The following is an 11,926-nucleotide window of genomic DNA, read 5'->3' on the forward strand; positions in this document are numbered from 1 at the left end:
GCTGCACGTTGTCATGCTCCAGCCGCTGTCCATGCTGTGGAGTTCTTGATGCAACCCGCGACTTACCGACGTCTTGGCCTTCTCGCCTGCCTGCTCCTGGTTCAGGCCGTTCACGCGCAGGCTGCGCCAGCCGACGAGCAAGGCGTGTTCGTCCTGCACAAGTTCGCGCGCGCGATTGGCGAGGAGCGCTACACGATCCATCGCGACGCCGGCCAGCTGACGCTCACCTCGGACTTCCAGTTCACCGACCGCGGCACCGCCGTGCCGTTGAAGACGGTCTACCAGGCCAAGGACGAGGCCCATCCGTTGTCGTTGAAGGTGGAGGGAAAATCCGCCCGCTTTGCCGAGCTGCACGACGCGTTCACTCTCGACGCCACGCAGCAACAAGTGCAGCTTGCGCGCGGCAAGGAGCAGCAGCGCTTCGCGGCGAACGACCACACCTTTCTGATGGACGGCTATTCGCCGGTCGCCATGCAGCAGATGCTGATGCGCTACTGGATGGCCAAGGGCAAGCCCGCGCGCATCGACGCGCCGCCCGGCGAACCCATCCGTATCGCACCGACGACCGATCTCAAGCTCAATGTCTCGGGCCACGCCACGATGGTGCATGGCTACGAAGTGAGCGGCCTGGCCTGGGGCACGGAAACGCTGTGGATGGACGATGAAGGCAAGCTCGTCGCGCTGGTCACGCGCGATGCGGAAGAGGATCACTTCGAAGCCGTCCGCCAATCGTACGAAGCGGCTCTCGGCGCGTTCATCCAGCGCGCCGCCAACGACAGCCTGGCCTCGCTCGCGCGCCTGGGCGCCAAGGCGCGCCAGCCGGCCGCGAAACGGCTGGCGATCACGCATGTCACCCTGATCGATGGCACGGGCGCCGCGCCCCGGCGAGACGCCACGGTGTTCGTGGAAAACGGCATCATCACGCGCATCCTGCCCGACCAGAAGGAGGCGCCCCTCACGCTGTCGGGCTACAGCGTGCTCGACGGTTCCGGCAAGTACCTTATTCCCGGGCTGTGGGACATGCATGCCCACTACGAGCAGGTGGAATGGGGCCCCGTGTATCTCGCCTCGGGCGTCACCACGGTGCGCGACTGCGGCAACGAGTTCGACTTCATCACCTCGGTGCGCGATGCGCTGGATCAGGGGCACGGCATCGGCCCGCGCATTCTCATCGCCGGCCTGGTGGACGGTACGGGCGCGAAGACGCTGGGCGCCGTCACGGCGGACACGCCGGCCGAAGCCGTCGCCGTCGTGCGGCGCTACAAACAAGTCGGCGCGCGGCAGATCAAGATCTACAGCAGCATGAAGCCCGAACTGGTGCCCGTGATCACCGCCGAAGCCCACCGGCTGGGCATGACGGTGACCGGCCACGTGCCCTTCGGCATGACGGCGCCGCAGGTCGTCGAAGCAGGTTACGACAGCATCAACCACATCGACTTCGTCACGCGCGGCTTCATGGACGTGCAACCCGACAAGCCGCTGCCGCCGCTGGACCTGCATGACGCCAAGGCGAGCCGTGAGTTTGCGCTCTACAAGCAGCACCACACGGTGTTTGACGACACCATCGCGCTGTACGAAATCTGGATGCATCCCGATACAACGCCGTTGTCCAGCATCGAGCCCGGCGTGACGCATCTGCCGCCGTCGCTGGCGACAGCGCTGGATAGTCCCGGTGTTCCCCCCGCGCGCGCCGCGCGCAGCAGCGAGTACTACAAGGACATGTTCGCTGTGCTGCGCGAGCTGCATCGGCAGGGCCTGGCGATCGTGGCGGGCACTGACCAGGCCATTCCCGGCCATTCCCTGCACCGTGAGCTGGAGATCTACGTGCAGGCCGGTTTCACGCCGATGGAAGCGCTGCAGGCCGCGACCAGCGTGCCGGCGCGCTTCATGGGGATGGACAGGGAACTGGGCACCATCGTCGTGGGCAAGCGCGCCGACATGGTGCTGCTCGACGGCGATCCACTCGCCGATATCCGCAACACCCGCAAGGTCGTCAGGACCATCGCCGGCGGCGCCGTCTATGAGCCTGCGCCGCTGTGGGAATCCGTGGGTTTCACGCCATGAGGGGCGCTCCCTGCACTGTTCCTTGCCACGGCATGGCGTAGCGTCCACGGCAGTGCACACATCAACGGAAACCATCGCCATGAACGCAAGGGAACAACGGATACCCGGGCCAGATCACCCCATCACGGTGACGCCAAGTACCGACCGCATCGTCGTTCGCGCAGCGGGAAGCATTCTCGCCGACACGCGCGCGGCACTGAACCTGCAGGAGGCGTCCTACCCAGTCGTGCACTACATACCGCGCGAGGACGTGGACATGTCACGGCTCGAACGCACGGAGCACCATACGTATTGTCCGTACAAGGGTGACTGCTCGTACTACAGCATCCCCTCATTGGGCGAGCGCGGCACGAATGCGGTATGGACGTATGAGCATCCGTACGAGGCCGTCGCCGGCATCAAGGATCATCTCGCCTTCTACGCCACGCGCGTCGACGCCATCGAGGTCACGCCCGGCTGACGCGGGGCAAAAAAGAAGCCCGGCGTGAGCCGGGCTTCCTCGTACTACAGGCAGGTGATCACTCGCCGTCGGCGGGTGTTTCCGGCGCCGCATCGATCGGCCCCTCTTCACCTTCGCCCTCGCCTTCGCCGTTCTCGGCTTCGGCATCCAGGCGCACCACGCTCACCAGCTTCTCGTCGGCCGGCAGGCGGATCAGCGTCACACCCTGCGTGTTGCGGCCCAGCTGCGAAACTTCCGCCACGCGCGTGCGCACCAGCGTGCCCTGGTCGGAGATGAGCATCATCTCGTGGGCTTCGGTGACCTGCGTCGCGGCGACCAGCGCACCATTACGCTCGGAACACTGGATGCCGATGACGCCCTGCGTGCCGCGCCCCTTCTTCGGGAACTCGTCAAGCTGGGTGCGCTTGCCATAGCCACGCTCCGTCGCGGTGAGGATGTCGCCCTCGGCCGCCACGATCAGCGAGACCACTTCCGCATCGTCGGCGAGCTTCATGCCGCGCACGCCGGTGGCGGTACGGCCCATCGAGCGGACTTCGGATTCGTCGAAGCGCACCGTCTTGCCGTTGGAGGCGAACAGCAGCACGTCGCTGTTGCCATCGGTCAGCGCCACGTTGACCAGTGCATCGCCCTCGTCGAGGTTGATGGCGATCTTGCCCTTCTGCAATTGGAAGGCGAATTCGGTCAGCGGCGTCTTCTTCACCGTGCCCTGCTTGGTGGCGAAGAACACGAACTTGTCTTCGGTGTACTCGCGCACCGGCAGCACCGCCTGCACCTTCTCGCCCTCGCCCAGCGGCAACAGGTTGACCATCGGCTTGCCGCGCGAGTTGGGGCCCGACTCCGGCATCTGGTACACGTTGAGCCAGTACACGCGGCCGGTGCTGGTGAAAGTGAGCAGCGTGTCGTGCGTGTTCACCACCCACAGCTGCTCGACGAAATCCTCGTCCTTCAACGCCGAAGCCGAGCGGCCCTTGCCGCCGCGGCGTTGCGCGCGATACGTGCTGGCCGGCTGGCGCTTCACGTAACCGGTGTGCGACAGCGTGACCACCACGTCTTCCGGCGCGATCAGGTCGAGGACGTTGAGGTCTTCCTGCGAGTGCTGGATTTCGGTGCGACGCTCGTCGCCGAATTCTTCCTTTACCGCCTCCAGCTCGCCACGGATCACGGAGAGCAGGCGCGCGGGATCTTCCAGGATCTGGATCAGGCCGCGGATGGTGTCGAGCACCTGGCGGTACTCCTCCGACAGCTTCTCCTGCTCCAGGCCGGTGAGGCGATGCAGGCGCATCGCGAGGATTTCCTGCGCCTGCACCTCGGAGAGCTGGTAGCCGTCGGCCTTGAGGCCGTCGCGCGGATCCATGTCTTCCGGACGCGAGGCTTCGGCACCGGTCGCTTCCAGCAGCGCGGACACCATGCCCGGCTGCCACTTGCGCGCCAGCATGCGCTCGCGCGCTTCCTGCGGCGAGGCCGAGGTGCGGATCAGCTCGATCATCTCGTCGATGTTGGCGAGCGCGACCGTGAGGCCCTCCAGGATGTGCGCGCGGGCGCGTGCCTTGCGCAGTTCGAAGATGGTACGGCGCGTCACCACTTCGCGGCGGTGACGGATGAAGGCCTCGAGGATTTCCTTGAGGTTCAACAGGCGCGGCTGGCCGTCCAGCAGGGCGACCATGTTGATGCCGAAGGTCACCTGCAGCTGGGTCTGCTGGAACAGGTTGTTGAGCACCACGTCGGCCATCGCGTCGCGACGGATCTCGATGACCATGCGCATGCCGTCCTTGTCGGACTCGTCGCGCAGCTCGCTGATGCCCTCGAGCTTCTTTTCCTTGACCAGCTCGGCGATCTTCTCGATCAGGCGAGCCTTGTTCACCTGGTACGGCAGCTCGTGGACGATGATCGTCTCGCGGCCGTTGGACTCGGTTTCGATCTCGGTGCGCGCGCGCACCAGGATGCGGCCGCGGCCCGTGCGATACGCCTCGATGATGCCGGACGAACCGTTGATGATGCCCGCGGTCGGGAAATCCGGACCGGGGATGTGGCGCATCAGGTCGTCGATCGACAGCGAGGGATCGTCGATCAGCGCGATGGTCGCGGCGATGACCTCGTTGAGGTTGTGCGGCGGCACGTTGGTCGCCATGCCCACCGCGATGCCCGCCGAGCCGTTGATCAGCAGGGCCGGCACGCGGGTCGGCAGCACCAGCGGCTCGTGTTCGCTTTCGTCGTAGTTGGGGCCGAAGTCGACGGTTTCCTTGTCGATGTCGGCCAGCAGCTCGTGCGTGAGGCGCGACATGCGCACCTCGGTGTAACGCATGGCCGCGGCGTTGTCGCCGTCGACCGAACCGAAGTTGCCCTGGCCATCGACCAGCATGTAACGCAGCGAGAACGGCTGGGCCATGCGCACGATGGCGTCATAGACCGAGGAATCGCCGTGCGGGTGGTATTTACCGATGACGTCACCGACCACGCGGGCCGATTTCTTGTAGGGCTTGTTCCATGCATTGCCCAGTTCGTTCATGGCGAACAGAACGCGGCGATGCACGGGCTTCAAGCCATCGCGGACATCCGGAAGGGCGCGTCCCACGATCACGCTCATGGCGTAATCGAGGTAGCTCTGGCGCATCTCGTCTTCGATGTTGACGCGAATGACTTCTTTGGCGAGTTCTGCCATCAATCGGCTTCCCTGATCTAAGAAAAACGGCCCCTGCGCGCTCCCCCTGGAACGTAGGCGCGGGCAGCCTGGAGACAACCTGTGAAGTGTACCACGTCCAGCGTGGGATTCACAGTATTTTCACCATATCAATCAATGGGTTATGCGGACGTTTTGGCGCCCTTGAAAAGCATCAGGCGGGCTGTCGAAAAATTGAACACCGCGGCGACGAGAGAACCCCCGGCGGTGGCGATGGCCGGCCAGCGATGCAGCAGCGGAAACACCATCAACAGCACGGCGTAGGTGCCGTAGTTGACCAGGGCGCCCACGCCCATCAGCGCCATCCAGTGCAGCCATTCGGAGAACAGGCTGCGCCCACTTTCATGGCTGGCGAAGGTCTGCCGGCGGTTCCACAGCCACGTGGCGGTGGCGGCCACCGGAATGGAAAGGAGGCGCGAGTAGTACGCACTCCAGCCGCCCCAGGTGACCAGCGCCTGCGCAATGCCGGCATCGACCACGAAGCCGATGACGCCACCGATCATGAAAAGAAAGAATTGCTTCGAAAGCTTCATGAACCAAACAGGGCTTGCATGGCCTGCGTGGTCGGATGCTCGATGATGCCGCGCTCGGTGACGATGGCGTCGATCAGCTCGGCCGGCGTCACGTCGAACACGGGATTCCACGCTTCCGCGCCTTCCACCACGGTACGGCGGCCGGCCACGGCCAACAGTTCGGCCGCATCGCGCAGCTCGATCTCGATGTCCGCGCCCGAGGCCGTCGCCATGTCGACGGTGGACGACGGCGCCACCACCATGAACTTCACGCCGTGGTGGCGCGCCGCGATGGCGAGCTGATAGGTGCCGATCTTGTTGGCAGTGTCGCCGTTGGCCGCGATGCGATCCGCACCGACGATCACCCACTGCACCTCGCCCGAACGCATGAGGTGCGAGGCGGCCGAGTCGGCGATGAGCTTGGCGGGAATGCCGTCGCGCACCAGCTCCCACATGGTCAGGCGCGCACCCTGCTGCCACGGACGCGTCTCGCCGGCATACACGCGCTCGATGCGGCCGCCGGCCACGCCCGCGCGAATCACGCCCAGCGCCGTGCCGAAGCCGGACGTCGCCAGCGAGCCGGTGTTGCAGTGGGTCAGCACGCCCGAATGTGGGGCGATGAGCGAGGCGCCCAATTCGCCCATATGGCGATTGGCGGCAAGGTCCTCGTCCTGGATCGCCTGCGCTTCGCGCTCGAGCGCCGCGGCGTCGGCGCCGGCGGCGATACGCGCCTTCATGCGGTCCAGCGCCCACATCAGGTTGACCGCCGTAGGACGCGCGGCGCGCAGCATGGCCAGTGCCGGTTCCAGCGCCTCGCCCTGCTTCGCGGCCAGCACCACGCCCCAGGCGGCGGCGATGCCGATGGCCGGCGCGCCGCGGACGGCGAGATCCTTGATGGCCTGCGTCACCTGCGCGGCGTTGGCGCAGTCGATCCAGCGCTCTTCCTGCGGCAGCAGGCGCTGGTCGAGCAGGCGGAGGTGGTCGCCCTGCCACTGTACGGCACGGATGCGGTCGTAACGGTCGTAATCCATAGGAACAACTTTGGTATGCGTTGAAAACGGAATCGGCGGCGTGAAGCCACGCGCGCCGGAAAGGTCAGGCGCCTTCGGGCATCACGATCCACAGCACGATGTAGATCAGCACGCCCGAACCGCCCAGCAGGGTAAGGATGACCCACAGCAGGCGCACCAGGGTGGGATCCCATCCAAGGTATTCGGCGACACCGCCGCAGACGCCGGCGATCTTCCTGTCCGTGAGCGACCGATGCAGACGTTTTTCCATGTCCCTGCCCTGCTGTGGGTGGCTCAGTCTCTCGTACTGAGCCACTGATGGATAGCCGGCGGCACTTCGCGCTGGGCGCGGCTCGACACGTAGATGCCGATGTGCCCGCCCTTGAAGGCCAGCTGCGTGTAATCGGTGGTGCCGACATGGCGCCCCAGCGCGCGCGACGCATCGGGCGGAACCAGGTGATCCTGCTCGGCGAAGATGTTCAGCACCGGGTGCGTGATCATGCCCAGGTCCACCGGCTTGCCGCCGATGATCAGCTCGCCCTTGATCAGCTTGTTCTGCTGGTAGAACTCCTTGATGAACTCGCGGAAGGCTTCGCCCGCCTGGTCGGGCGAGTCGAAGATCCAGCGCTCCATGCGCAGGAAGTTCTGCAGTTCCTTCGGGTTGTCGAGGATATCGACCAGGCCCACGTACTTCTGCTGGTTCAGGCGAACCGGCTTGAGCGTGAGGTAGACCCAGTTGAGCAGCTCGGCGGGAATATTGCCCATGGTGTCGACGAACAGGTCGACATTCATCTGCTGCGACCAGCTCGACAGCATGTTGTCCGGCGTCTGGAAATCCACCGGCGTCACCATGGTGATGAGGTTCCTGACCTTCTCGCCATGGGTGGCCGTATAGCAGAGCGAGAACGTGCCGCCCTGGCAGATGCCCAGCAGGTTCACCGCATCGACGCCGGCCGCCTTGCGCACGGCATCCACGCAACGGTCGAGGTAACCGTTGATGTAATCGTCCAGCGTGAGCCAGCGATCGGCGGCGTCGGGATAACCCCAGTCGAGCAGAAAGATGTCCTCGCCCTGCTCGAGCAGGTTGCGCACCATGGAGCGGTCTTCCTGCAGGTCCGTCATCCACACGGTGTTGACTAGTGCATAGACGATCAGCGTCGGCGTTTTCGCCGTCGGCTTGCCCTGCCCCTTCATGCGCCAGACCGAGAGCTTGTCCTCGCGATACACCAGCTCGCGCGGCGTATTCGCATACTCCGGTTCGAGCTGGTGCTTGAGGTTGTCCATGCCCGCCGTCAGCTTGCGCTGGAAAGCGGAGATCTCGCCCATCAGCGCGGCGGGATCGAGACGAAGCGGTGGATACATGAGAACTCCTTACTTGCGCTTGACGCCGCGCGCGACGGACTTGCGTGCGGCGACCGCGGAGGCCGCCTTCTTGGTGCGACCGATGTCGATGGCCTCGCCGGCCGCGCGCTTGCCGCCCCGGGCGGGCGGCTTCTTTTCGACGGGTTTGGCCGTCTCCGGCTTGCCGGCGAGCTGGCGCTTGAGCGCCGCCACTTCCGCGCGCAAGGCGGCGACTTCATCGTTGTCCTGCGCGCCGCCCTGCTCACGCACCTCGCGACGCAGTTCGTGCACGCGCTTGCCCAGCGCGGTGACTTCGCTGCGCGTGGGCAGGCCCATGTCCCGGCACAGCGCGTCCAACTGCTGCTGTTGCAACTGGCGCACACGGCCCTGGGCATTCACCATTTCGCCGTAGGCGTGGCGGAATTCTTCCGACAGGGCGATTTGCCCGTAGGCCTCTTCCGCCGCATCCACCCACAGGTCGTAAAGCGCCTTCAGCGATTCGATCTGCCTGGACGAGTCAGTCAGCTCGGCGAGCTTGGCCTGCAAGCGCTCGAAGCCCTCGGTGTTGGCGCGCTGGATGAGCGACTGGTATTTGCCGGCCCACTCCGTATAGCTCTGCATGGCGGCGGCGAGCGCCTGCTGCAGGCGCTGGCGTTCCCGCGTGTAACCGAAGGCGGCGAAGTGCTCGACATCGAACTTCGCGCCCGGCGCACCCGTCGCATAGGCCTGGAACCAGGACTGCCACAGCTGCCCGAAACTTTTTGCGGCCTCGCTGTCGATGCTCGCGAAGGCCTGGGCGAAAGGCTGTCCGCCCAGCGAGGAGAACAGGTTCTGCAGCGACTGCTGCCAGTCGGCCGGCCCCTGTCCCAGGCCGCTGCTCGCGGCGCCCTGCAGCCACTCGCTGTAGCCCTTGAGGGCCGCCATGCTGCGCGCCATCAGGTCATCGCCGGTGGCCGACGAACCGAACGAAGAGGCGCTGCCCCCGAAGGGGCCCGACGCGGTGCCATGCTGTTGCAGGTAACGGGTCCAGGCATCCCATGATTGCTGCGCCATCGCCTGGTATTCCTTCAGAAAATCATTCGCCTGCTCAGCCATGCCCGCGTCCTCTTCATACTCCGGGCATCGTAGCAAAAGCATCTTGCGGGAGACGCAAAAAGCGTATTAGTCCGCCACGAACAAAGCGTCGTATTGCAACGCAGCATCAGCTGCCGCTCATGCGCAAAAACAAAAGCCCAGCTTTCGCCGGGCTTTTGTCAGTACGTCGCGGTTAGACGACTCAGGCGCTGGCGCCTTCGTCCTCGGCCACGGCCTTCATGGACAGGCGGATACGGCCCTGCTTGTCCACTTCCAGCACCTTGACCTTGACGATGTCGCCTTCCTTCAGCTTGTCGGAGACCTTCTCCACGCGCTCGCTGGAAATCTGCGAGACGTGCACCAGGCCGTCCTTGCCCGGCATGATGGTCACGAACGCGCCGAAGTCCATCAGCTTGGCGACCTTGCCCTCGTAGATGCGGCCCGGCTCGACGTCGGAGACGATCTGCTCGATGCGCTTCTTCGCTTCGTCAGCCGCCAGGCGGTTGACCGAGGCGATCACGACCGTGCCGTCGTCGCTGATGTCGATGGTGGTGCCGGTCTCTTCGGTGATCGAGCGGATGGTGGCGCCGCCCTTGCCGATCACTTCGCGGATCTTGTCCGGGTGGATCTTGATGGTGAGCAGGCGCGGGGCGTACTCGCTCATCTCGGTGCGCGCGGTGCTGATCACCTTGGCCATTTCGCCGAGGATGTGCAGGCGGCCACGCTTGGCCTGTTCCAGCGCCACCTTCATGATCTCTTCGGTGATGCCGTCGATCTTGATGTCCATCTGCAGCGCGGAGATGCCATCGGCGCTACCGGCCACCTTGAAGTCCATGTCGCCGAGGTGGTCTTCGTCACCCAGGATGTCGGACAGCACGACGAAGTCGTCGCCTTCCTTCACCAGGCCCATGGCGATACCGGCCACCGGCGCCTTCAGCGGGATGCCGGCGTCCATCATGGCGAGCGACGAACCGCACACCGAAGCCATCGACGAGGAACCGTTGGACTCGGTGATTTCCGAGACCACGCGCACCACGTACGGGAACTCTTCGATGGTCGGCTTGACGGCCTGCACGCCGCGCTTGGCGAGACGGCCATGGCCGATTTCGCGACGCTTCGGCGCGCCGAAGCGGCCAGCCTCGCCCACCGAGAACGGCGGGAAGTTGTAGTGGAACAGGAAGGCGTCCTTCGACTCGCCTTCCGGCGCGTCGATGATCTGCGCATCGCGGGTGGTGCCCAGCGTGGTCACGACCAGCGCCTGGGTTTCGCCGCGGGTGAACAGCGCCGAACCGTGGGTGCGCGGCAGTACGCCGACGCGGACGGTGATCGGGCGGATGTCGTCCAGGTTGCGGCCGTCGATGCGGACCTTGGTCTTCAGCACGCCGTCGCGCATGGTGCGGTACTCGAGCTCGGCGAATTCCTTCGCGAGTTCGGCCTTGTCCCAGCCCTTGGCTTCGGCGTCGGCGGCCAGCGAGGCCAGCACGTCGGCCTTGATGGCGGCGATGGCGTCACGGCGCTGCAGCTTGTCGCGCACCTGGAAGGCGGTCTCGAGCTGGTCGCCCACGGCGCCCTTCAGGGCGGCGACGAGCGACTCGTTGCGGGCCGGCGCCTGCCAGGCCATGGACGGACGGGCGGCCTGGGTGGCCAGCTCGGCGATGGCGCGGATGGCGGTCTGCATCTGCTGGTGGCCGAACACCACGGCGCCGAGCATCACTTCCTCGGACAGCAGCTTGGCTTCGGACTCCACCATCAGCACGGCGTTGGCCGTGCCGGCGACGACCAGGTCCAGCTCCGAGGTCTTCAGCTCGGTGGCGGTCGGGTTGAGCAGGTACTTGCCGTTGGCGTAACCGACGCGGGCGGCGCCGATCGGGCCCTTGAACGGGATGCCGGCGAGGCTCAGCGCGGCGGAGGCGCCCAGCATGGCCGGGATGTCACCGTCGATTTCCGGGTTCAGCGAGACGACCTGCGCGATGACCTGCACTTCGTTCTTGAACTCTTCCGGGAACAGCGGACGCACCGGACGATCGATCAGACGCGAGGTGAGCGTCTCCTTCTCGGTCGGGCGGCCTTCGCGCTTGAAGAAACCGCCCGGGATGCGGCCGGCGGAGTAGAACTTCTCGACATAGTCGACCGTAAGCGGGAAGAAGTCCTGACCTTCCTTCGCCTTGGCAGCGGCCACCACGGTGACCAGCACCACCGTGCCGCCCATGCTGACCATGACGGCACCGGAAGCCTGGCGGGCGATTTCGCCCGTCTCCAGTGTGACTTCGTGATTACCGAACTGGAATGACTTGGTTACTTTCGCCACTGTCTTTTCCTGAATGTGAAAGTGCGGCCATGGATGGCCGCTTTTTGACTTTCGCGTTCACGGATGAACGCAAACATCAATGCTTAGCGACGGAGGCCGAGGCGCTCGATGAGGCCCTGGTAACGGGCCAGGTCACGATCCTTCAGGTAGGCAAGCAGGCGCTTGCGCTGGTTGACCAGCTTCAGCAGGCCGCGACGGGAATGGTGATCCTGCTTGTGCGACTTGAAGTGGTCGGTGAGGTGGTCGATGCGGGCGGACAGCAGGGCGACCTGGACTTCCGGCGAACCGGTGTCGTTCGGCACGCGGCCGAAGTCAGCGATGATCTTGCCGGTCTGTTCTGCGGTAAGGGACATGTGATCTCTTCCTAAAAAAACGGGTGCGAAGCTTGCGCAACGTCACGCGATGACGTTGCGCAAGCTTCGCCTAGATGAATGAAAAGTCTGGAACAAGCTCCGTATTGTAGCGACCAGAGCCGTATGA

The 11,926-nt window shown here is 65.1% G+C and carries 10 protein-coding genes; 2 read left to right on the top strand and 8 right to left on the bottom strand.

The genetic code is table 11. The features are described from left to right. Positions 1–48 precede the first annotated feature (48 nt). Positions 49–2,064 (top strand): amidohydrolase family protein, encoded by a 2,016-nt coding sequence (locus BDW41_RS05280; RefSeq protein ID WP_083337746.1) that lies wholly within the window; start codon positions 49–51, stop codon positions 2,062–2,064. 79 nt (positions 2,065–2,143) lie between these two features. Continuing rightward, positions 2,144–2,524 carry a DUF427 domain-containing protein gene (locus BDW41_RS05285; protein WP_074551005.1) on the top strand — a complete coding sequence of 127 codons (381 nt, stop codon included), beginning with the start codon at positions 2,144–2,146 and terminating at the stop codon, positions 2,522–2,524. Positions 2,525–2,582: 58 nt separating this feature from the next. Here BDW41_RS05285 and gyrA read toward each other — a convergent pair whose 3' ends face one another. The 8 genes from gyrA to rpsO all read right to left on the bottom strand — a co-directional run bounded on the left by gyrA (position 2,583) and on the right by rpsO (position 11,799). Beyond that, positions 2,583–5,183 carry a DNA gyrase subunit A gene (gyrA, locus tag BDW41_RS05290; RefSeq protein WP_074551003.1) on the bottom strand — a complete coding sequence of 867 codons (2,601 nt, stop codon included), beginning with the start codon at positions 5,181–5,183 and terminating at the stop codon, positions 2,583–2,585. 140 nt (positions 5,184–5,323) lie between these two features. Then, a complete protein-coding gene (locus BDW41_RS05295) occupies positions 5,324–5,734 on the bottom strand; it encodes a GtrA family protein (RefSeq protein ID WP_074551001.1) in 411 nt (136 codons plus the stop codon). Beyond that, positions 5,731–6,744 (bottom strand): S-methyl-5-thioribose-1-phosphate isomerase, encoded by a 1,014-nt coding sequence (gene mtnA, locus BDW41_RS05300; protein WP_074550999.1) that lies wholly within the window; start codon positions 6,742–6,744, stop codon positions 5,731–5,733. The genes BDW41_RS05295 and mtnA overlap by 4 nt, the downstream gene beginning before the upstream one ends. 64 nt (positions 6,745–6,808) lie before the next feature. Continuing rightward, a complete protein-coding gene (locus BDW41_RS05305; RefSeq protein WP_074550997.1) occupies positions 6,809–6,994 on the bottom strand; it encodes a PspC domain-containing protein in 186 nt (61 codons plus the stop codon). Positions 6,995–7,017: 23 nt separating this feature from the next. Next, a complete protein-coding gene (phaC, locus tag BDW41_RS05310; protein WP_074550995.1) occupies positions 7,018–8,085 on the bottom strand; it encodes a class III poly(R)-hydroxyalkanoic acid synthase subunit PhaC in 1,068 nt (355 codons plus the stop codon). A 9-nt stretch (positions 8,086–8,094) separates the two neighbouring features. Further along, the gene (locus tag BDW41_RS05315; protein ID WP_074550993.1) at positions 8,095–9,159 is read right to left on the bottom strand and encodes a poly(R)-hydroxyalkanoic acid synthase subunit PhaE; all 1,065 of its coding nucleotides are present in this window, start codon (positions 9,157–9,159) and stop codon (positions 8,095–8,097) included. Between the two features lie 181 nt (positions 9,160–9,340). Next, positions 9,341–11,446, bottom strand: coding sequence for a polyribonucleotide nucleotidyltransferase (gene pnp / locus BDW41_RS05320; RefSeq protein WP_074550991.1), 2,106 nt, complete (start codon positions 11,444–11,446; stop codon positions 9,341–9,343). Positions 11,447–11,529: 83 nt separating this feature from the next. Continuing rightward, entirely contained in the window at positions 11,530–11,799 is a 270-nt protein-coding gene (rpsO, locus tag BDW41_RS05325) for a 30S ribosomal protein S15 (protein WP_074550990.1), read from the bottom strand. Positions 11,800–11,926 lie beyond the last annotated feature (127 nt).

The sequence above is a fragment of the Dyella sp. AtDHG13 genome, from assembly GCF_003201105.1.
Taxonomy (GTDB): Bacteria; Pseudomonadota; Gammaproteobacteria; order Xanthomonadales; family Rhodanobacteraceae; genus Dyella; species Dyella jiangningensis_B.

What these genes read in the sequence shown, in the direction of transcription:
- BDW41_RS05280 (WP_083337746.1), top strand. Translation starts at nt 49, where the DNA reads ATGCAACCCGCGACTTACCGACGTCTTGGCCTTCTCGCCTGCCTGCTC.
- BDW41_RS05285 (WP_074551005.1), top strand. Translation starts at nt 2,144, where the DNA reads ATGAACGCAAGGGAACAACGGATACCCGGGCCAGATCACCCCATCACG.
- gyrA (WP_074551003.1), bottom strand. Translation starts at nt 5,183, where the DNA reads ATGGCAGAACTCGCCAAAGAAGTCATTCGCGTCAACATCGAAGACGAG.
- BDW41_RS05295 (WP_074551001.1), bottom strand. Translation starts at nt 5,734, where the DNA reads ATGAAGCTTTCGAAGCAATTCTTTCTTTTCATGATCGGTGGCGTCATC.
- mtnA (WP_074550999.1), bottom strand. Translation starts at nt 6,744, where the DNA reads ATGGATTACGACCGTTACGACCGCATCCGTGCCGTACAGTGGCAGGGC.
- BDW41_RS05305 (WP_074550997.1), bottom strand. Translation starts at nt 6,994, where the DNA reads ATGGAAAAACGTCTGCATCGGTCGCTCACGGACAGGAAGATCGCCGGC.
- phaC (WP_074550995.1), bottom strand. Translation starts at nt 8,085, where the DNA reads ATGTATCCACCGCTTCGTCTCGATCCCGCCGCGCTGATGGGCGAGATC.
- BDW41_RS05315 (WP_074550993.1), bottom strand. Translation starts at nt 9,159, where the DNA reads ATGGCTGAGCAGGCGAATGATTTTCTGAAGGAATACCAGGCGATGGCG.
- rpsO (WP_074550990.1), bottom strand. Translation starts at nt 11,799, where the DNA reads ATGTCCCTTACCGCAGAACAGACCGGCAAGATCATCGCTGACTTCGGC.